The organism is Bacillus sp. HY001 (assembly GCF_007558965.1).
Taxonomy (GTDB): domain Bacteria; phylum Bacillota; class Bacilli; order Bacillales; family Bacillaceae_G; genus Bacillus_A; species Bacillus_A mobilis.
Genome location: NZ_VLTE01000063.1, coordinates 14,772 through 35,389 on the forward strand (window position 1 = coordinate 14,772; position 20,618 = coordinate 35,389).

Below are 20,618 nucleotides of genomic sequence, written 5' to 3' on the forward strand. Positions count from 1 at the left end.
GGGATTCCGTCAACACTTTGTACACCCTATTTTGTAAAAATAATAGCAATCTACTTTGTCATATCATATAAATTAAATTTGTCTTCATAAAAATCTGTTTGATTAAATGTGAATCCAGTAATTTTCCCCTCATTATCCGATTTTACTGAAATACCCATGTTTATTAATTTGTTTATGCTATACTCTAATCCTGGTGAGTTATCGCTTTTATTATGAATGTTCCAGGTGATAACAGTTCCATCTTCATCATTACTCATCTTAAAACGGTAGCCATTCCCTACATATCGATGAATATCGTCTATATTATTTTGGATAATACTATATTGACGATCATGTTCATTTTGTTCTTGGTTTTGTTTTTCTTGATCTTGTTGATTTTGTATTTGCTTTTGTTGTTTTGCCAGTAATTGTTCCGCATCTTTATTAAGCTTAATATCTACTATGTTTCCATCGTTATCTAATAATATTTCATAACCACCATTGATTAAATTGATAGCTGATTTCTCCATAGTTTCATTACGGCCCGACGCATTTCCATTAAAACTAACGGGTTGTCCGTCTTGTATCAATAATTTCCAACCAGATTTTTGGATTGCTTTCATGTTATTAATATTAGTTTCTGCATCAGCATCAGTTAAAATAGTTTTTGGAGAACGGGAATACCACCGTGAGACTTCATTATTTTCATTTTTAAAAGAAGATTCATTACTTGTACTAGAATGTTCAGTATTCATATACACAGCGATTATAAAAGCAAAAACCAAAAAGCATATAACAATCCATAAGTTTCTCCAACGCTTCATCATATTCTCCTTTATTCAAACATTATATATTATAATTTTATGTTATCAATTTATCATATAGATTACCAACTTAATACCAAGGTTAATTGTAGTAATTTTTTTAGTTTTCTTGATGGTTCGCTGTGGTTGAAATTATACTAGTAGTAAACCACACAGATTAGAGGGAGAGTCAATGAAAAAGAATTGGAATGAAGACGAGTTTTTAGAGGTACGGCAACGATTCCTTCTTTTTGGAGCCACAAATGGCAAATGGATGTTTTAGGGTAAAAAACCCCTTTTTTGTCGAATTTATGTGTTTGGTAAAATAAACTTCTCATTATGACCGTATGAAAAAATTTTAGAAAGGAAAGGTGGAATTTATAGTAATGCGTAACGTGTATCCGATAAAACACTACAGTAGTGAACATTTCGTTGAACGAAAATTGGAGATTAATGAGGAAGACCTCCAGGAAATTATCGAAGATTACTTGCGAAGGAATGCCGATTTTGATTTTGATGAGGTCGAAATCGTCAATAACCGTCCAATGAACATATGGCTCTATGCTAAGTGCAGGACATATATTGATCCTGAAGATTCGGAACAAGATGAAGTAGTATTTGATGCAGAAATAGAAATTACTGGGGACTATGATGGAAATCCTTAATAACTTATTAAAAATATATAAGGAGTCACCATAAAGAAAAGGCACTCCTACGAGTGTCTTTTCTTCGACTTGATAACCACTTTAATTTTAATAATAGTATGTATTGGATTCCCATCCAACTATCATTTTACCATATTTATCTATATTATTTGTTGAGAAAATACCAAAGTACTCGAAATGAGTGCTTTTTTATGTTAATTGAATTGCAAGAGTTCCTACTAGCTATTTTTGAGCACTTGCAGTTCTTTGTAAAAGGGATTAATCCATCAGATTTGTTAAATGAATAGTTCATTATGTCCCCTTTCAATTACTCTGTTATAAGTAAATTTACCAAGTAGGCGGTTGTACATTGTTTATGCATGGTACAAAAAAGTGTATATAACTAGATAAGCCTTTTTTGATTTTTGGCTTGACATATAAACTCTAAATAAGCAAAATCTGATGCTCTTAGCGTACGAAATTCGAGTTTTGTTAATACGACATTTATACAACTATTGCTATGACAGTGTTTTTTTACACAAATCAAAAATCCGCGTTATCATGATGCTATAACTTTTTTATTACTTTTTGTAGAACATATGGGTGGCACCGTTCTACGATTCGACTGAGCTGTGGTAGGCAAAGTCAATTTTTTATCAGCAATACCAAGAACAAACGATGACAGTATATCGATTGAAACTTCTGTCATTGAGACAGATATTTCAGAAAAACTAACAAAAAGAAAACATTATTATGAAGGAGAGATTCTATGTATTAGAGATTCTTTAAGAAATACCGCAATATCAGTTTTATCAGTAATACCAGCAATAGGGGTACCGCCAATACAAAAAAACTAAATCAAGGAGGAAGAAACATGAGGATTTTGAAGGATGCTTCAACTAAAGGACGCTTTAGAAAAGTGAAATCTCATGTATTTTTTTATGTTTAAAGCATCATAAGATTTGAATTTAAGCATAAAGTGAATACTGTACAAAAAAATTTAATCGATGAAATGGAGGATGATAGTGACAAAAAGAAAACAAACATTGATTTTTAATCAGAATGGGAGGAAGAAAATAAGCAATAACATTAGCACCAAGGATAAACATAATGGAAATATGTTGTTAGTAGTAAATGAGTAATTAAGTAATATAGTTTTTGGTTGAAAAAGAGTTATGGAGGTTGCCAGAACTCGCCTGATGTGGTTTCACGGCTGCATTAGTCCTCGTTAAAAAATGGATGGGTTGTTGTCTGCGGATAATGACTGACACAAGTTACACAAGACGTGATTTTCATTTGTGAACTTACGCATCAAGGACGATAATCCTTGGGGGGAGATGATCCTCGTCTACGGACAAAAATGAATTCAGCCAAATTCGTTAACGTGACAAAAATATAAATAGAGAAATTCGTAAATGGATTTATGGTTTTCGATACGAGAACAAAAATTACGGATTACACTATTAAATGTTTTTGACCATCGACTAATTTTTTATGATTTTTTTGTGGTTCCGAACGCGTTCGGAAGTGCAAAAAAGGCATAAAAAATGGTTTTTTCGGCACGTCTTCGAACGCGTTCGAAGATGGGGTGAAAAAAGTAGATGGTCATAAAACATTGATACGACGGGAGATTGAGCGGTTATATCTGCTTCTTAACGCGAATTTTGTTAAGAGCAATATAACCAGCTCAATCGGAATCTTAGGGGAAAAGTTTCATCTCCCCTTAGATGAAGTAAGCTGGGCGAGTTTTTGTTGTAATAAAATCTTAGGAACAAAGTGACTTAGAGTTTATTAACGTACAAAAATGCTTTAGTTTCGAACTAGTAAATCTTAGGAACCCTTGTGGTGAGTTAGAATTTACTAAGCTCGAAATGCTCTTCCGCTTTTTCATTTCATCTTTTCCGATCGTCTTCTTTCCATCTTTTAATCTTTATCTTTCCATCTTTGCATTTCCGTTTTTTATGTCTTATGTTTTTATCTTTTCATGTTTTTTTCGAAATCAAATTAAAATCTTTTGGGCTGCTGTGCCACAGTACGGCACAGTTCAGTTAAAACGCGTTTTAACTGAAGTCGGCGAACTCATTTTAGAAAGGGGTGATGGATATGAGTACGAAACCAAAAAAGAATAAGAAGAAGAGAAAACCACCTGAACGTGGTGAAAAAAAGAAAAAGAAAGTAGAAAAAGAGAAACAAAAGCGAAAGGCAAAGTTTAAATTATCGATTCCACAACTCAAGAAATATGGATTGGAGAATGCTTCGCGGGAAGAAATACGAGAAGTCGAAAAAATAAGGGAATGGGCGGTCAAAATACACACCGTAGGAAAGGAGAGTAACATTTGCATAGATGGTGAGAATATGGCATTTTCAACAAGGAAAAATTACGAAACAAAAACGATTAAAGTGTTGACGGACATCCATTTGAAAACGAAAAAAAATATATTCGCAATCACACAAGAAGACATTTCAAACCACATCTACGAAACCTACTCCAACAATTACACTGCAAGTGCCTACATTGCCGCGCTGGGCTACACACAGACGGTCATAAATAGGGATGAAACCCTGTTCCGAGTGAAACCTTCGTTATTAATAAGGAATGCGGACGATTCAGCTTGGACGGTGAAAGAGGATCACCAGGATAGAGACTGGATTCGTAGAGCAAAAGACTCTACAACCAAAAAAGCAACATTCGAAGAAATCCAAAAAGTAAAAGAAGAAGTCATGAAGAGTAGATATAGCCAATCGCACAAGGAACAACTATTAAAAATGATAGACCTGTGTGCAGCTCTAGGACTCCGTGTGAGTGAAGCTATTTCTATGACCTATGGAGACATTCTGGAGAAAGGGAAATCACTTCATACGCAAGGAAAAGGTGGTCATCACCGTCATAACTCGTATTCGTTACCGAATCATGATGATCAAGCAAGACAAATATTGCAAGACTTATACAATAGTCCTGATAACACAAACCCAAACAAGAAGATTTTCGAATTTCGTACGGAAGTAAAGAGAGACAAAGACGGGAATTATATAAAAGGTGGAGAAATCATGAGTGATCAAGCTGTTCAGGAGAGGATTGGTCGCATGATACGAACTTGTGCGGACCGCGCTGGCGTGAATGATGCAGATAAAACGTTCAGTATGCATTCTCTACGAAAATATTACGCACAATCACGCGTAGATTACTATAAAAAGTTCACGTTAGATGAGTTAAAACAAGAGGTAAATGAAAAATTAGCAGAAAACAAACGTTTACGAAAAGAAGAAAAAGAACGTGTTCGTAAGGAGAAGCTTGCTGGGAAGACGAAAGCACAAATTAATGAAAGAAAATATCCAAATCTGGAGAAAAAATTAGAAACGTTACGAGATCGAATCAATTGGGTTGAAAAACCATCTAAAAAGAATCCTGAGGGTATCAGACGTACAAAAGATTGGAGAGATCCACAAGAAAAAGAGTTAATTTTCTTCTTAGTCAGCTTAAGTATTGGTCACCAAAGGGTAGAATCTGCCCCTTTACACAGTAATGTGTATCGATCACTCTGTTAAACGGGGGAACTCTCAATTATTGAGACAATCTACCGTGCTAAATTCCACAAAAAGTGGATAAATGCCTAACGACTATCCTGAAAAGGAGTACACTCAAGCGAGTGGAAAAGCAGAGCATCCTATGTTTTATATAGGATGATGATATAGTCTCAACTTCTATGGAAACATAGAGCAGTTCCTTTAGGGACGCATGTAAAGTAGCGATTTACATGGAAGAAACATGGGATGTGATCAGATTTTATGCTGAGTTGTTGTATGAAATTTTGTATAATAACTAAAAAAATGAACAAAAAATACACAAAGAGAAATCTATCATTATAATAAAGACATGCATATGGATTCATAGTCTCTATGAATCAAGGGTGCAACGTACAGGTGTATGTAACCGTAGTTTGCTATGGACGTCTATCCCCTTCCAAAAGGGATGTTGATTCGCTTTTCTTCAATTAGGAGGATTAGAGAGTGCACTGGGGTGGTGGTCACACTGAAAAAGACTAAAAAACGTACTGAAAAGTACGTTTTTTTCTTGCAAAAAAAATAAATTGCTATATATTCCTTTGTAGAAAGTGACAAGGTTACTTTCTACTTGAGATACTAGAAACATCCTGTTTCTTTAATATATTGTTAAATGTTTTAATAATGAGATGAAACTTCCATTAATTATTTCCTAATATTTGCTTTTAATCATAATATAAGAACCTCCAAAACTTATATTTAAACTAAGCAAAATCCCTTGTTATAAGGGGAAAGATACGTTCCCAAACGTATCTTTTTTTATACACACAAAGGACAAACGGTATGAATATATGTATATAGTACGTTGTTGTTTTCTAGAGTTTACTCTAGTTTCATTTTTTCATCGAGGAGTTCGTTGTCAAACGAACTCCTCTGCCCGTTTGCTTTTAAATCTTGATACATCTTAAAGGACTCTTGAAAGACGATCGAAACATCTTTTTCGCTGCACCGCGTAGGTGCCAGGTTTTTCTTGTACATAACTGCTGAAGCGCGCTATAGTTGAGGAGAAAAGAAGAAAAGTTTTCCAATTTCATAATTTGTTATTGATAATTTTTTTCTTTTTTAGTTTCATTTTGTTTATTCCTTTTTGGTTCAATTCTGGATGCTGCACCACAGGTGCAGTCTTTTTTTATCGAAAAACATTTACCTTTTACGATTTAGTGGTAAAAAAAGAATAGAAAAAACCGTTATTCATATTGTAAAAAAATGTAAAAATTATCACTTCCCGAAAAATGAAATTTGGCGATTTTGAAATCTCTTTGATAGCAAGCGTTTTGACCGAATCGGGCAAAAAAATGAAATGTTTCATCTTGTAATTACAACAAAAAAATAATTGTAATTTTTATTGTTGTTATAATTATTATAATTGTTGTAAGTAATGTTACAACATTACTTACAACTACAATTGGAGTTACAATTACAATAACAATATGAAGTAATGTTGTAAAAATAATAATAGTTGTTGCTAAAGTTACAATAGTAATTACAATTATAATAAGAATTAAAGGAAAAGTTACAAATATAATAGAAGTAACTATTATAGGTGTGATTATAATTACAATGATAATTCCATTTAAAAGAAAAGAAGGTGAATGGCATGGATTCCGTAAGGGATATAGTCATAAAAGAGGTATTATGGGGTTTTATCCGTCATAACAACCAAGGATTTGAGGTGGATGATATTGCATCTGATACGAAAATTATTGATTTGTTTCCATCGCAAACAGGAGAAGATGAACAAGCGAACAGACTTGGAATTTCTTTGCTAGAATCTTGGCGAGCGATTTGTAATACGTTGGGTATAATTGATGCAGAAATCGGGTACGAGCTACGAGAAGAATTTCAATTATTTACGTTTGTAGAAGATGTAATTATTTATTTTCAAAACTGGGCGGAGTTTTGTAAGGAGGATGAATAAAATGGCTGAAAAAAGTGAAATGATTTTCGATGGATTAAGAGATGTTTTTGCGCAACATGCTGTGATTGCAATTGATGAATTTGATATTGCACCAGAACAAGAATTAATACAATTGTTCGGAAATGATGTAAACATTTTCGGCAATGCCATTGCACATTTTTTGGCGGCTTGGGAAGATCAAGTCGGTCAACGAGGTTACATTAACGTGGAATTAGAAGCGTTGTTTGACACTTTTAAATATTTTAATGACATCTATGTCTACTTTTGTTTAATACTAGAAGCTTAAAAAAAACACCTATTTAGGTGTTTTTTTCTTGTAATATAGGAATAATGTGTATACTTCGTTGTGAGAACGGTAAATAACTATTACATTTGGAGGTGATATTATGGGAATCGGCAAAAAAATAGCGAATGAAATTATCGACATCACCGCTTCTTTGACAAAGAGAGTTTTAAATGATGCATATACAATAGGAAAAGAGTTGACGAAACATGCGTTTAAAACAACATTTAAGATAGCGAAATATAGTACGAAGTTTAGCTATCAAGCTATTAAATATTTTACTAAGAAAGCAAGAAAGCACCATGCAGAGAAACAATTGACGAAACAAAAATCTATGAATATTGATCCGCCTACAAAATACAACGCAAAGTTCAATCAATTTACACAACAACCACAACAGGTACAACAACAATCCCAAAAACAAAATAATATTATACAAACAGAATATTTTGCACAACAAAAAAAGGAACAAATGCAACAAAAACAAGCGCAACCACAAAAACAGGTTCAACAACAAAGACAAGCACATGCACAAGCGAATGGAATGGGAAATGCAATTCAACAATTCAAAAAACAACAAGCAGAACAACTGAAACAACGACAACAACCAGAGAAAGTTGTATATTCACAACGATTCGAAAAAGAAAATGGAAAAAAGATATTCCAGGAGCGTGTCGTACATGAAAATGAATTGCAAAATGTACAAAAATTCTATGAAGATTTGATGGAAAGCGGATATGTGGAAGGAAAAAAATTAGAAGAAGTAAAAAAAGTTTCTTCTCTTCTTAAAGAAGAAAAAGAATTGTTATCTAAAAATAAAGCGTACAAAAATAGTGAATATTGTGCTACATATGATTATGTGAATGATACAGATAAAGGGAAGAAGATGGGTATCAAAGATGCGGTCAAAAATGGCGATGTAAAAGAATTTCAAAATGAATATTCAGAGAGATTCGAAATAGTAAAAACAGACATTGCAAGTTATTATCAAAAAATCGAACAAACGAAAGATTTACAAGAGAAAGCATTTTGGGCTGGCCGCTTAGAAAACTACAGCTCTTCTCACAAGGAAACGTTGAAAAATTCGGGAATCGGGAAAGAGATCAGAGAAATGGAAACGAGCAAACCTTCTCTGTCCAAAACAGAAAAGTTGGAAGAGAAGCTAAAGAGAATAGAAGAAATGAAGAAAGGTATAAAACATAAGGAAGAAATCAAAAAGAAAGTGAATAACATGCAGCCTAATACATTATTGCGAAATGCATTGGAAGGAAAGCTAGGAGCGTCAGCCCTCGATACAGATATGTTCTTCAAAACAGATAAGGAAAAAACAGCATATAGAGAATCAAAGAAACAGGAAAAAATCGAAGCAATCAAACATTCCAAAAGGGAGATATATTTCTAAGAAATGTATCTCTTTTTTTACTTTACTTTATGTTACTTTACTTTTCTTTACTATCAGACTATACGACAAATCCATGTTTTTCGTCATAGGTGTTACCCTTCCAGAAAATAAAAACGTTCAAATAAACGGTATTCTCGTTCGTTTGTGATGATCTTGTTTTTTAATATTGGGGTAAATTTCAATTATGGCATAAAAAAATTACTTGGAAAGCTTGCGGCCATTTATGCTAAACAGACGTGCTTTACCCTCGCTGGGAATACCGCAGTCTTGTCCTTTAAGCTGCGGTTCCTGGCGGTTTAGGGTGTACGTCGAAAATTTTAGCGTCAATGGTGGAAAGTAATCTTTTTTATCTTCCTTGTTATATAGAAGAAACTGATTCGTCTTTATTTCGTAGTTGTTATTTTTGGCAACTGCGAAACTATCATTCTTTTACACTTACATATTTTTACATATTTTCATTTCTGAAAAAGTGTGATTTCATGGTGTTGTAGTTACAAATAAAATTATTATTAAAATTGTAAAAATAATTAAAGGATTAATTGGAGTTATAACACAATATACTATATGACCTCCAACTAATGTTGTAAGTCATGTTGTAACATTAGTTGTAGTTGTAATTGTAATTACAACTACAATAATAATTACAATAAAAATTGTAATTAAAAGAAGTATTGTAAATATAGTTGTAGAAATAGTTATAAGAAGAGTTGGAACAATAGATACAACTCTGATTGTAAGAAAAATTGTAACTTTATTTACAATCATCACTTGAATTGGAGTTCAAGTTTGGAGTATACTTATTATAACAAGAGGAGAGTGGATAATATGGGTAAAATCATAGCGGTATCAAGCAATAAGGGTGGCATTTTAAAGACAAGCCTGACAACAAATTTGGCGGGCGTTTTATCTAAAGAAGGTAAAAAAGTTTTAATTGTAGATACAGATAATCAAGCGAATGTAATGTTAACGTTTGGGGAAAATCCAGATGAGTATGAGAATACATTATTTGAAGTTCTTACAGAGGATTTTCCGATCCGAGATGCGATCGTAAACGTTCATAAAAATATATATGTCTTACCAGCGAATGAAAACCTTGCTTATTTTGATATGCGAGTGTTAGATAACCAAGATATGTACCCGAACTATTTAGAATTATTCAAAGAAAAAATAGAAGAAATTCGAGAAGAATTTGATGTAATTTTGGTGGACACGCCTCCAAACATGGGGATAATTGTTGCGAATGTTTTGATGGCAGTCGATTCTGTAATTGTACCGTTCCATCCTGAAACTTATAACATCCGATCCATCATTAAAACGATTGAAGCGATAGAAAACTTTAAAACTCGTAATGAAAAATTAAATATTCTTGCTGTCGTTCCGACAAAAGTAAAATTAAACACTTCAATTCACAATGAAACTTTAAATCTATGCCAACAATTCTGCAATACAAGAGGAATTAAAATTACCAAAAACGTAGTGAAAGAAACGATTAAATATGCGGATGCTTTAGCAAAAAATCGATTACCTCTTACGTTGGTAGATAAAAAATCAAAAGATGATGTTGTGCAAGATTACTTTAAATTGGTGAAGGAGTTGGGTCTATAATGAGTTTCAGTCCAGATAAGTTTCCTACAAAAGATACAAAAGGTACACAGAGAGGAAGAAAGAAAAAAGAACCGCAACAACCGATTATGGGATTTGATCAGGTTGCTGGAAAAAAAGACAAACAAACTCCTTCTACTGAAAATGAAGGAGTAAAGCAAGAAGTAACACAAACAACAGAAGAAGCAACTGTTGAGGCGAAAACAGAAGAACCAGTTGTAGCTGAAACAGAAACACCTGTTACAGAAGAACAGGTACAAGATGAAGTGGTAGAAAGTACGGAAAATGTTGATTTAAAAGATGATGAAAGTGGAAATAATGAAGACAACAATGAAGGTGAGTCAACAACAAATTCAAGTGGAAACAACGATGAGGGGGAAGAAAAAGTGACACAAGAAAATAAAGGCGGACAAGATCCAAACGGTAATAAAACAGAAGAAAAAGATGCAGTTTTGAGTTGGTTAGAAGAAGATATAAAAACGAATAAAAAGCAAACAAAAACGTATTTCTTAGATAAAGAAGTTATTGATAAAATTGATAAGATTGGGAAAAAAATTCCGAAGTCAAAAGGCGGTACTGGTGGTTTCGTAAACGAATTATTAAAACAAGCATTGAAAGATAGAAATCTTTGGTAAGATACTTACATAAGCACCTGCAATGAAGGATATTCTCCTTTGTTGTAGGTCATATTGTAAGTGTAAGAAAAGCTGTTGTAATAGGCATAATCATTGTTATAACTGTTATTACAAGTCTTATTGTATATTTATTTCATATTAAAATAAGAACTCGTACAATGATTCTAATTATTGTACGAATAATAAGTAGAAGTGTTATTGTAATTCTATTTGTAAGAGTAATAATAAATGGAATTACAATTATTTTTACAGTTGTAGTTGTAGTTGTAACTCCAATAATAGTTACAAATAGAGTTGTAAGTAAAGTTACAACATTAGTTACAAGTTTATTTGTATGTAGTATTGGATTACCAATTACATAATGAATTACAGTTTTTATTGGAATTACAACATGCAGTAGATCAAATTTGGAAGCAATTGTTCAAAAATCCAGTCATATCAACGTGCATTCAAAATCCAAAACTTCATTTTCTCAAAAGTGTTGATTTTTTACAAAAACTTCCTATTATAAAGTTATTAATTTATGATTTTAAATGGAGGTGTATTTGACATGCGTAATATTTTAGAAGAGAATGATATTATTTGTGGTGTAAAAGTACCGCACCAGGCTTACAGAATCCGAGAATTCGGATGGGGAGAAGAGGAAGATAAAATAGTACATACTGTTTTAGCAATGACTTTAGTAGATGAAGAACAAGTTCCTGTAATGATCGTAGAAGGTGTAAATGAAAATACAGTATATAAGTTGCCAAAAGAACTTTGGGATTTTGGGAGAAAGATTGTAAGACAACATGTGCAACGTTCATTCGAAATTGCTTTCTATTATATAGAAGAAACTGATTCTTGGGATGCTGAAGCTATCTATTATTTATAAAAAACAACTGTGACAAGCCAAACGGAGTTTGTTGCTAGTTCCATCTATTTTTAATAAATAATAACGATGGCCCTTGATTATACTAATTAACGACGATACATTGTAAATAAGGTAAGATAATGATTGTTTTGAAATAATGTCGCTCCTTCCCTGCCATCACGTCCTTTTACGAGTTTTACTTAAACAATATTTGTTTTGAAAATCTTCTAAGTCATTCTCTTGTCTTATGAACACTTAGTTTTACTTTAACAGTAGTTGTTTTGAAAACAATGAAAGGTGTTGTTACTATGTCAAAAGAAGAAGTAGAAGGATGGGGAAAAGCTGCGGAAGTTTTTAACAAAAGTGAAAGTGAAAGAACAGCTGAAGATGCAAAGCAGGAGTTAAAGAAAATTAGAAGTGAAAGAATGGATGACAAGTAATTGTTTTGAAAGATAACAACGACTTGAATTTGTTGAATCAATTTTTTTACTGTAACAATGATTGTTTTGAAAGATTCGCTTGTCGGTTGGAACAAAATATATTCTTCTGTATTCTACTGTAATAACTATTATTTGAAAATTAAAAAAGGATTCTGTTTTGTATTCGTGTATATATAAATGACGAATACAAGAGGATGTGAACATACATGCAGGAATATCAACAAGCATTGCTATTTGATGATTATCGCGATTGGAAACATAGATGCAAGTTAGAAAAACGATTATCTTCTATAATAGAAGAAATTAGATTCTGCAAATCAAAGCAACTACCTGATCTTCTATTTATAAAAGAACAAATTCAACAAGAAATCAAACGGTTACTATAAGTTGCGACCAGCAGTTTCAACGATTTGTAAAAAGTTTTTAAAAAACTTTCATATGGGCCTTGCATCTTATTTTTTTCGCGCTATATTACAAATGAAACAGAATTACAATTCTATTCAATTTGTTAGAAGAACCGAGAAAATCAAAAAATGAAAACCTTGTTATCATCGCATTTCTATCTACCGACTGTTTTTCCAAAGACAGAAGTTAGTCTTCACAAATTGAATAGAATTTTTTATGCGAGGGGAGCAATACAAATGACAATGAAAATGACGAAGTATCAAAAAATAGAATTAGATCAAATCAGTAGTAATGAGAAAGAAGTTTTTATCGATTTAGTTATCACAGCAAAGCGAGAAAAAATTATACAGAAAGTAAAATTTGTACGCGATGAGGATTATGCTTGGGGAATGAAATGGGCATATGATCATTTCGCAAAAACAAAATTAGAAATGAAATTGATTTTCTCATATGCTGCATTGTTCTTAACAGAAGAATTAGGAGTGAATGATTTCATTATCTATGACAAAGTATTGGAATACAAAGTGGAAACCAAAGAGCAAATTGAAAAGACAATTGAAGAGTGTTGGTACGAAAATGATGAATATTACCGATTCTTGAACGAAAAGAAACGCCATAAAGAATATGCAGATAATGAACTCATGGGAAAGAGTAAAAACACTGCAAAAACGTACTTGGATTCGTTACAGAAGTTCTTCACTTACTTGTTCTTTTATGAAAGAGAAACATTTCCGATTTTCAGTACTAATGAAGTTAGTAGATTTGTGGAACATTTAAAAGAAATAAAAGAACCAAAGAGGTTTTCAGCAAATTATATTGTCCGCATATACGCAGCTATCGCAAGTTATGCGAAATACAATAATTACCCTTTAGATAAGAAAAAAATCGATTTACCGACTATTCCAAGCGTTCTGGAACTAGAAGGAAGGTCACTGGAAGAAGACAAGTTGCGAACTTTAAATGAAATGTTTCGAAATGCATTTTACGAAGCGAGAATGAATCAAGACGAACGAATCATTCCTAATTTGAGCAATCAGCGTAATCTATTCCGCAACTGGGTGATCTTTAGGCTCATGGCCGCAACTGGGATGAGGATAAGTGAAGTAGTTGATTTAGAAATTGATGACTTGTATCTAGAGGGAAGTCGTACCGAAAGTCGTTATGTACATATCCGCAAGACAAAGACAAAGATAGAAAGGAAAATCCCTTTATCACAAGACATTACGAAACTATTAAAAGATTATATTTCTTTCAGGCAAAAAAATGATTTGGAAATTGAAAAACAAAAAGAGTATTTCAATCAAATCAACAATCGTTCCAAACTCACCATCGAAATGATTATGAACAAAAAAGAAATAGCCAAATACGAAAGCATACAAAAAAAGTTACAAAAAGAGAATTTATCGACAATGGAAAAAAACGTTATACTTGCGGAACTTAACATGATGCGCATGGAAAAAATTGATGAATATATCGAAAGAAGATTCAAACCTTTACCTTATTTATTCATTTCAAATCGAAATAAGATTGTAAGTAAAAATACAATCATGGATGTGTTTAGAAAGAAGAATATCACGAGTCACCAGCTTCGGCACAGTTTAATCAAAAAGCTGATGGATGAAGGAGTCTCACTCAATCGTATTCAAAAAATCAGTGGTCATAAAACAGCAGATATGATTTTACGTTATTCAACACCTTCCTTAAAAGAGGTATCGGAAGACCTAGAAGATCATGAGCCAAAATTTGATTAAAGAAAAGGGGTATACAAATGAAAGAACTATTACGTTTTACAAAAGAAAACAAGGGAGAAATCAACGAAATTGCTGTTCTTATACGAAAAGATTTTACGTTATTTGTAGAATTCAAAGGACACCGTATTATGAGTTATATCGATGGAAAAGGACGATTACGTTTCTATGACACAACAAGACCAAAGGAAATTAAATTTGCTGGGATCGGCATATCGGAAGAACAATTAGAAGTGATTCAAAACTATATAAAAGAAGAAGAAATACGTTTAGAACAAGAAAAAGAACAACGAATCGTTGATGAATTTGGGGAAATTACAGATGAAAGTGAAATCCGCTTCACCTATACAACTGGTTATGATTTCAATGTTTCAAAGCTTCCGAAAGCGATTCGTGATTTAATTATGCAATTAGAAAAGAAAGATGTAAAAGGATATGAAAAAGTTGATTTCTACGGAGATTATAGTGTTGATTATGTCGTTACAATGACTTATAAGCAGTTACTTACATTAGTAGAAAATAGAAAAAAAGAAAATGAAATCATCGAGACAAAGAAACAGGAACGTATAGAAAAAGATAAAAAAGAGTTTGAAGAAAAGAAAAAACAAGCACGAGAAACAGGAAAAAGAGTGAAATTGTCTCACTGGATGGAACCATGCAATGATCCAACAGAAGAATGTAGTATAGATTTTATCACTAAATACATTGCACCTGATGGAAAAATTGAAATTGTTCGGTCTCATTCTTATTAATTTATAAAAATAGGGGGAAATAAACATGAAGTTTTTAAGTGAAATATATCCAAACGTGAAATTTTTCGAAAAAGAAAGTGATAAAAAACAGATTTTCTACGGAGTAGAAAGAAGTAAATTGAAAAAACGTGTACATGTTGAAGATTTTGTTTTCATTCGACCTGATTGTGAGTTCAATACAATCAGTTGGATTACAGGAAATGAAGATTCTTATTACGATGCTCTTCATATTAATGATTTTTCATATGTACTAGAAAAAGAGAATGTAGAAGAGTTATATCGTGAGTTAGTAAGTGATGCAACATTTAAAAATGCTTTAGAAAACGTACATATTAATAATTTCTATCATTTTGAACGTACAGATTGCTTACCGAAAGAAGTACATGCATTTGTTTTACATTTTTTAAACGAAATGAATCATAAAAACGTTCTGTTCAACGATGCAGATTGGGAAGATTCAATTGGTGTCTATGATGGCGATAAAACGCACCATAGAATCATTTTAAATGAGAAAAACGGATATGTGTATGCTGAGGATTTAGATTGTCTAGTACAAGAAGAAGCAAGTTTTAAGAACGGTTCATTTTCTTCAAAACTATATCTCACAACAGAAGGTGACCTTATTCAAGAATTTCATTCTCATTCTGAAAAAGACTTAGCACATCATATGACTGTACTACAAGTGATTGAAGGAAAAGAAAAGGAACAATATCTACAATTAATATTTAAAAAGGAGGGGAATTAAAATGAAACATACATTAGGGCCACAAAAACCATATCATTCATTAACCTTAGAAAAGGTATTGGAAGGTAAAAAAATCGAAATGAAGGTATCGATTAATTCTTCACTTACTGTATTTGTTGGAGATGGTAGTGGGTATAGTGAAACAGCCTATTTTGAACTTCAAGATGGACAAGAATATTTACGATTAAACAATATTTTGTATATAGATGATGTTCTAATCGATAAAGTTCCTATTACGCGTATGGAAAAAGGGACGTTAATACAATTCGCAATTGACCAAATAGAGCGAAATGAAGAGATTAAAGAAGAACGTTTCCAATCAGAAGATGCAATGCTTAAATTTACTTATAATGCTTCAAATCGAGTAGCTGAAGAACATGAAGAGTACCCTTGGTATGTGAGAAAACGTATTGAATTATTAGAAAGAGAAGAACTCTATCCTTTTGTGTATCAAGAACAATGGGGCGATGAGAAAGTCCTCTTTATGATCCGTATACCATACGAAAGATTAGAACAAATGACAGAATCAAGAATGCAAAAAAAGGTGGATTCGTATGAACTACGAAAAGTTGATAAAGAAAACGAATGAAATACATAACAACATATAAGAAAAGGAGTGTTTTATCATGGAACAAATTCTTTTAAAAGTAGGAGAAAAAGCACCTGAGAAGTGGATGAAAGATTTTCGTAATATGGGTCAAGGTGGTGTTTTAGAATATGATAAACACACAGGAGAATTGTATTTATTCATTATCCTGCACAACATTAAATCGAAAGAAAAACGCCAAATCAAACAAGGTTTAATTCGTTTCCGTTTATATGAAAAGGGTAATTGCATTCTACCAATCTTTGCGGTCGATAATCCGCGCGAGGATTTACTCTTAGAGCTGCCGTTTGATCCCAGTTTATATGATGAAGGGATAAATTTGGCAAGTGATCGATTAAACATCTTTTTAATTGAACAAAAAGATGAAACGATCCAAGCGATGCGTACATTAGACTTAGGAGGAGAGTTCTTTTTGAAACTCTTTGGGAATTGGATAGGGAAAGAAAAAGACTTCACAGAGGAATATCAAGCATTTTTACAAGAAGCGTACCAGCATAAGTGTATTGATCTTTGGGAACAGGCCGCACAAGTGGATTGGGACAAATAAAATGCTGGGTTTATTTGCTAAATGTTGTTAGAATCAGTAGAATAGTAGTAGAAAGAAAAAGGTTTTTTGTGAGAAAGTGAAGAAATATAGAAGAAAGACTGGATTTTTTGTGAAAAATGAGGTAAAAAGAAGAAAAGCCACTGTTGGTAGCAGTGACTTTACTTTAAAGCTATAAAATTGTTTCAATGAAGTTTTCCCGACTTCTGAATCCGATTGAGACAACCCAACCGTAATTTAATCAACGTTTATATATTTAATAATAACAAAAATTATTAAATATTTCTACTAAGAATATACATTTTTATATTCTTTTAGTCAAGAAGAATTAAATTCCTTTTTTGGGGACAAAATTAAATTTATATTATTATAGATAGTTCGGATTCCTATCTCTTACAAATAGAGAGGGGAAATTAACATGAGTATTAGAATTAGACAATCAAAAGAATTAGAACGACGTATTGAGGAAAAAAAGAAAGAGAAAGTAACAGGTAAAAAACGAGGACGACCTCGTAAAAACAAAATCGAAGAGGAAATAAAGAATCCACCTTTTAAGCCGTTCGATGAAACAGGAGAAATACCAGAAGGGTATATTCCAGGTCTTTTGAAAGAAGGTTCATCTGTAACGGATAAAGAAGCGTTGGAGAAAGAACAAGAAAGAAAAAAAGCACAAAGATTATATGAATTATCAAAGGAACGTGAACCATTTGTACAAACAGGAAAGGAATATAATGTCATGTTCGAAAAATTAACACAAGCCGAATTACATTATCTGATGCAAATTATTCATTATGTTCCCTATGGAGAAAAACCAATCAAAAAAGACGGACAGTTATTAACGATTGGTGATATTTATGCCATTTGGGGAGTTCACCGAGAGACTGGCCGCAAATATATAAATAAATATATAAAACTAGGGATTGCTGAAAAAGAAAAATCAACAACTTCTAAAAGAGATGAATATTTGATTATCAAAAAAGAATTTTGGTTCAAAGGAAATAAAGACTTTAAAGGATATAATTCCAAAGTGATGGAAGCAAAAATGGAAGAAGTTATCGAATCTATTAAAATACAAACAGCAGAATATATGATTACTGCACAGGAAGAAGAGAACAAATTAGCAGAAGAACAAAGAAGAGAACCGAGAGAGGTTAAAAAAATATTCCCATTGTCTTTGTTAGGTGTTTTACTAGGACACATACACTTTCAAACATTTTTCCTCGTACATAATCCGACAGATGTAGCGATCCAAGAAGGAGAAACAGTACACGAAGTAATGGCGTCAGAATATAAAAGTTATCAAAGAGAAGGACATTTGGAATTTATGAGTAAAATAGATATTTGGCGTAAAATCACTGGAAAAAAAGTGAAAGATTTAGAAACAGAACAAAGCCAAAAATTAGATTTGTATTTTGATATGTTGAAAAAAGCTGGGGCTTTATTAAGCATAGAAGGTATGGAAAATCGATTGATTATGCACCCCGAATTAGCATTTGTAACTCCTCATGTGAAAGAAACAGATTGGTACAAGGCTGTTGCAACAATGTTTAACTTTACTAAATCAAAAAAGAATAAGAAGAAAAATACAAAAAAACAAGGTTAATTCCTTGTTTTTTTGTTGTTTAAAAAAACTTAATTGAGAATCATTATCTAAAAAAAGGGGGGGTTTTATGTGACATTGAGGTAAATAAAAACCTAATTGATAATTTTTATCACCTAAAAAAAGGGGGGGTTTTATGTGACATTGACCTAAAAAAAGGGGGGGTTTTATGTGACATTGGGTTTTCAATTTTCCTTACTCTCCCTAGTATTCTTGATTTTTCGGACTCTTATATAATCATGTAGTCTAAAAATCTGTAATTGATGTTTAATTAATTTTCTGCTTTTGATCTTAAAGTGTTTTTTGATTTTTGAACATGATTATATGCTTTAATTAATTGATTCATATTTTACTGTTTATGAGGTTCGTTTGCCATTTATTGTGTGGTGACAACTAGCGCGCTTCCGCTTGCTGCAATTTATTTTTTAATTACATTCTCACGAACCTAATTAAAAAATAAATTTATAATGGAGATTTGTTTCTTCTCACACTATTGTTTTTTGAACAATAATAGATGTTTTGGTTTTGTGTAAAAAATCCAAGATAATGTTTTCCCCCTATTTATGTACATTCACCTTATTTATGAAATTCCATTTATATTGTTATTTCCTCTAAAAATATTTATATCTGCAGACAAATACACCACAAGCTTTTTTTAGCGATTTTTTAAAAAAAGTGAAGTGGCAAAAATAACAATCTTGATCTTTGAATCAATTAATTAGGTTCTTTGCTTGTAAGAAGTGAAAATTTATTATTAAAATAGTTAGCTTCCCCCAGCAATTAACAAATATGATTTCATCTAATAATTATTTCGTCATTTTATTTTGTTTCTATAACAATATTAAAAGAAAAAACATTAAAACCAGTTCCGCTAACGCTCATTAGGACCTTAAAACATGTTGGAATCATAAATTCCAGACCTTTTGAAAAACAATTTCTTTGAAACTGCTAAAATATGAAACATTCCTCTTACTATAAAAGAGAAATTGTCCCTTTTTTTAGTGGTTTTTATACGAAAAATGCTTATGTATCAAGTATTTCAAGTTATAAATGTAAACACAGGAAAGATAATATATACATAAATACAAAAACCTAAAAGATGAAAATTATCTCCGCTACCGCTCAACAAGATCGTGAAACCCTGTTTGGTATTTCCAAAACAAAAAAACACACAAACTATAAAAATAGTGTATATACACTTCAATTGGAGGTGTATGTATATGTCGTTTAGTGAAAAAATGTATGATTTATCCTATGAAAATAATATTAAAATCATTTGCACAGATAAATTACCTAAAACAGATCAAATAATAGAGTTATCACATTACGATGGAAGAGGTTTAGATGATTTGTTTTATATTATGAAAGAAGAAAATATTAATTATGCTTTTTATGTAACAAAAACATTTGAAGAAGCTTATCAAACGCTTTATTTTTATGATGCAATGAAATGTTTAGAAGAAAAACATAATATCGTATTAACAGTAGAAAGTATTTTATATGGGTTTCTTGAACTTGATATTATTTTATATAATAACCAATTGGAAACATATAAAAATGATAATTTTGGTTATCAATCATTAACGTTCATTAAAAATAATATACAATATACGGTTGTTTATGAAGAAGAGTGGTACCAATTAGCAATAGCTGCAAAACAAACCACAGAAGAATTTGTAGAGGAATTTCTTAATCGTTACGATATTTTTATATATGAAGAAGTCGAATCATAATATTCGGCTTCTTTTTTATGCGTTTTCAAACAAAATATACACAAACATAAAAAAACCTGTATATATATGCTTCCATTTTATTTATTGGAGGTGTAGTAGATGAAATTTTTTGATTCAAGTTATATTAAGCAGTATGCAACGAAAAAAGGTTTTAAAGTGGTAGATATAAACAAAATTGAACCCACTTTTGAGGATACTTATAAAGTGGAACTAAATACATATGAAGATACAATAGATGATTTTTTTGCTATGGCAAAAGAAGAAAAGAAACGTACTATTTTTTTAGAAGAGGTTTGTTTGGATCGTGAAAAATTTGATATTAGTTTATATAACGTACATAAATATTTAGAAGAAAACTATCATG

General features: G+C 31.8%; 20 protein-coding genes. 19 read left to right on the forward strand and 1 reads right to left on the reverse strand.

Annotation, left to right across the window (positions count from 1 at the left end; genetic code table 11):
- Window positions 1-50 precede the first annotated feature (50 nt).
- Window positions 51-806, reverse strand: a complete 756-nt coding sequence (locus FOT98_RS24975; protein ID WP_144291171.1) for a hypothetical protein — start codon at window positions 804-806, stop codon at window positions 51-53.
- A 362-nt stretch (window positions 807-1,168) separates the two neighbouring features.
- Here FOT98_RS24975 and FOT98_RS24980 point away from each other — a divergent pair, with 362 nt between their 5' ends.
- The 19 genes from FOT98_RS24980 to FOT98_RS25065 form a co-directional block, all read left to right on the forward strand.
- A complete protein-coding gene (locus tag FOT98_RS24980) occupies window positions 1,169-1,447 on the forward strand; it encodes a hypothetical protein (RefSeq protein ID WP_061114670.1) in 279 nt (92 codons plus the stop codon).
- 2,082 nt (window positions 1,448-3,529) lie between these two features.
- On the forward strand, window positions 3,530-4,972 hold the full coding sequence (locus FOT98_RS24985) for a tyrosine-type recombinase/integrase (RefSeq protein WP_061654140.1): 1,443 nt from the start codon (window positions 3,530-3,532) through the stop codon (window positions 4,970-4,972).
- A gap of 1,612 nt (window positions 4,973-6,584) precedes the next feature.
- Window positions 6,585-6,905 (forward strand): hypothetical protein, encoded by a 321-nt coding sequence (locus FOT98_RS24990; RefSeq protein ID WP_061654139.1) that lies wholly within the window; start codon window positions 6,585-6,587, stop codon window positions 6,903-6,905.
- Window position 6,906: 1 nt separating this feature from the next.
- Window positions 6,907-7,191 (forward strand): hypothetical protein, encoded by a 285-nt coding sequence (locus FOT98_RS24995; RefSeq protein WP_061654138.1) that lies wholly within the window; start codon window positions 6,907-6,909, stop codon window positions 7,189-7,191.
- A 100-nt stretch (window positions 7,192-7,291) separates the two neighbouring features.
- The gene (locus tag FOT98_RS25000; RefSeq protein ID WP_061654137.1) at window positions 7,292-8,590 is read left to right on the forward strand and encodes a hypothetical protein; all 1,299 of its coding nucleotides are present in this window, start codon (window positions 7,292-7,294) and stop codon (window positions 8,588-8,590) included.
- Between the two features lie 825 nt (window positions 8,591-9,415).
- Window positions 9,416-10,195 carry a ParA family protein gene (locus tag FOT98_RS25005; protein WP_061654148.1) on the forward strand — a complete coding sequence of 260 codons (780 nt, stop codon included), beginning with the start codon at window positions 9,416-9,418 and terminating at the stop codon, window positions 10,193-10,195.
- Window positions 10,195-10,827, forward strand: a complete 633-nt coding sequence (locus tag FOT98_RS25010; protein WP_061654147.1) for a hypothetical protein — start codon at window positions 10,195-10,197, stop codon at window positions 10,825-10,827. The genes FOT98_RS25005 and FOT98_RS25010 overlap by 1 nt, the downstream gene beginning before the upstream one ends.
- Window positions 10,828-10,985: 158 nt before the next feature.
- Window positions 10,986-11,189: a hypothetical protein gene (locus tag FOT98_RS25015; RefSeq protein ID WP_061654146.1), complete on the forward strand. Its 204-nt coding sequence runs from the start codon at window positions 10,986-10,988 to the stop codon at window positions 11,187-11,189.
- A gap of 188 nt (window positions 11,190-11,377) precedes the next feature.
- A complete protein-coding gene (locus FOT98_RS25020; RefSeq protein WP_061654145.1) occupies window positions 11,378-11,701 on the forward strand; it encodes a hypothetical protein in 324 nt (107 codons plus the stop codon).
- A gap of 287 nt (window positions 11,702-11,988) precedes the next feature.
- Window positions 11,989-12,120 (forward strand): hypothetical protein, encoded by a 132-nt coding sequence (locus tag FOT98_RS33055; protein ID WP_259652773.1) that lies wholly within the window; start codon window positions 11,989-11,991, stop codon window positions 12,118-12,120.
- Window positions 12,121-12,326: 206 nt separating this feature from the next.
- On the forward strand, window positions 12,327-12,506 hold the full coding sequence (locus FOT98_RS25025) for a hypothetical protein (RefSeq protein ID WP_061114680.1): 180 nt from the start codon (window positions 12,327-12,329) through the stop codon (window positions 12,504-12,506).
- 255 nt (window positions 12,507-12,761) lie between these two features.
- On the forward strand, window positions 12,762-14,276 hold the full coding sequence (locus FOT98_RS25030) for a tyrosine-type recombinase/integrase (RefSeq protein ID WP_061114681.1): 1,515 nt from the start codon (window positions 12,762-12,764) through the stop codon (window positions 14,274-14,276).
- A 17-nt stretch (window positions 14,277-14,293) separates the two neighbouring features.
- Window positions 14,294-15,025 (forward strand): hypothetical protein, encoded by a 732-nt coding sequence (locus FOT98_RS25035; RefSeq protein ID WP_061654144.1) that lies wholly within the window; start codon window positions 14,294-14,296, stop codon window positions 15,023-15,025.
- A 25-nt stretch (window positions 15,026-15,050) separates the two neighbouring features.
- Window positions 15,051-15,770 carry a hypothetical protein gene (locus tag FOT98_RS25040; protein ID WP_061114683.1) on the forward strand — a complete coding sequence of 240 codons (720 nt, stop codon included), beginning with the start codon at window positions 15,051-15,053 and terminating at the stop codon, window positions 15,768-15,770.
- 1 nt (window position 15,771) lies between these two features.
- Window positions 15,772-16,359, forward strand: a complete 588-nt coding sequence (locus tag FOT98_RS25045) for a hypothetical protein (RefSeq protein ID WP_061114684.1) — start codon at window positions 15,772-15,774, stop codon at window positions 16,357-16,359.
- 37 nt (window positions 16,360-16,396) lie between these two features.
- Window positions 16,397-16,924, forward strand: a complete 528-nt coding sequence (locus tag FOT98_RS25050) for a hypothetical protein (protein WP_061114685.1) — start codon at window positions 16,397-16,399, stop codon at window positions 16,922-16,924.
- A gap of 415 nt (window positions 16,925-17,339) precedes the next feature.
- The gene (locus tag FOT98_RS25055; protein WP_061114686.1) at window positions 17,340-18,524 is read left to right on the forward strand and encodes a MarR family transcriptional regulator; all 1,185 of its coding nucleotides are present in this window, start codon (window positions 17,340-17,342) and stop codon (window positions 18,522-18,524) included.
- Window positions 18,525-19,741: 1,217 nt separating this feature from the next.
- Window positions 19,742-20,254: a hypothetical protein gene (locus tag FOT98_RS25060; RefSeq protein WP_061114688.1), complete on the forward strand. Its 513-nt coding sequence runs from the start codon at window positions 19,742-19,744 to the stop codon at window positions 20,252-20,254.
- Window positions 20,255-20,353: 99 nt separating this feature from the next.
- Window positions 20,354-20,618, forward strand: a 265-nt coding sequence (locus FOT98_RS25065) for a hypothetical protein (RefSeq protein WP_144291172.1), incomplete at its 3' end; no start/stop codon positions are given.

Bases quoted from the DNA above. Each gene is read 5' to 3' on its own strand.
- FOT98_RS24985 (WP_061654140.1), top strand. From the start codon at position 3,530: ATGAGTACGAAACCAAAAAAGAATAAGAAGAAGAGAAAACCACCTGAA.
- FOT98_RS33055 (WP_259652773.1), top strand. From the start codon at position 11,989: ATGTCAAAAGAAGAAGTAGAAGGATGGGGAAAAGCTGCGGAAGTTTTT.
- FOT98_RS25025 (WP_061114680.1), top strand. From the start codon at position 12,327: ATGCAGGAATATCAACAAGCATTGCTATTTGATGATTATCGCGATTGG.
- FOT98_RS25005 (WP_061654148.1), top strand. From the start codon at position 9,416: ATGGGTAAAATCATAGCGGTATCAAGCAATAAGGGTGGCATTTTAAAG.
- FOT98_RS25060 (WP_061114688.1), top strand. From the start codon at position 19,742: ATGTCGTTTAGTGAAAAAATGTATGATTTATCCTATGAAAATAATATT.
- FOT98_RS24990 (WP_061654139.1), top strand. From the start codon at position 6,585: ATGGATTCCGTAAGGGATATAGTCATAAAAGAGGTATTATGGGGTTTT.
- FOT98_RS24980 (WP_061114670.1), top strand. From the start codon at position 1,169: ATGCGTAACGTGTATCCGATAAAACACTACAGTAGTGAACATTTCGTT.
- FOT98_RS25055 (WP_061114686.1), top strand. From the start codon at position 17,340: ATGAGTATTAGAATTAGACAATCAAAAGAATTAGAACGACGTATTGAG.
- FOT98_RS25050 (WP_061114685.1), top strand. From the start codon at position 16,397: ATGGAACAAATTCTTTTAAAAGTAGGAGAAAAAGCACCTGAGAAGTGG.
- FOT98_RS24995 (WP_061654138.1), top strand. From the start codon at position 6,907: ATGGCTGAAAAAAGTGAAATGATTTTCGATGGATTAAGAGATGTTTTT.
- FOT98_RS25000 (WP_061654137.1), top strand. From the start codon at position 7,292: ATGGGAATCGGCAAAAAAATAGCGAATGAAATTATCGACATCACCGCT.
- FOT98_RS25020 (WP_061654145.1), top strand. From the start codon at position 11,378: ATGCGTAATATTTTAGAAGAGAATGATATTATTTGTGGTGTAAAAGTA.
- FOT98_RS25010 (WP_061654147.1), top strand. From the start codon at position 10,195: ATGAGTTTCAGTCCAGATAAGTTTCCTACAAAAGATACAAAAGGTACA.
- FOT98_RS25030 (WP_061114681.1), top strand. From the start codon at position 12,762: ATGACAATGAAAATGACGAAGTATCAAAAAATAGAATTAGATCAAATC.
- FOT98_RS24975 (WP_144291171.1), bottom strand. From the start codon at position 806: ATGATGAAGCGTTGGAGAAACTTATGGATTGTTATATGCTTTTTGGTT.
- FOT98_RS25045 (WP_061114684.1), top strand. From the start codon at position 15,772: ATGAAACATACATTAGGGCCACAAAAACCATATCATTCATTAACCTTA.
- FOT98_RS25015 (WP_061654146.1), top strand. From the start codon at position 10,986: ATGATTCTAATTATTGTACGAATAATAAGTAGAAGTGTTATTGTAATT.
- FOT98_RS25035 (WP_061654144.1), top strand. From the start codon at position 14,294: ATGAAAGAACTATTACGTTTTACAAAAGAAAACAAGGGAGAAATCAAC.
- FOT98_RS25040 (WP_061114683.1), top strand. From the start codon at position 15,051: ATGAAGTTTTTAAGTGAAATATATCCAAACGTGAAATTTTTCGAAAAA.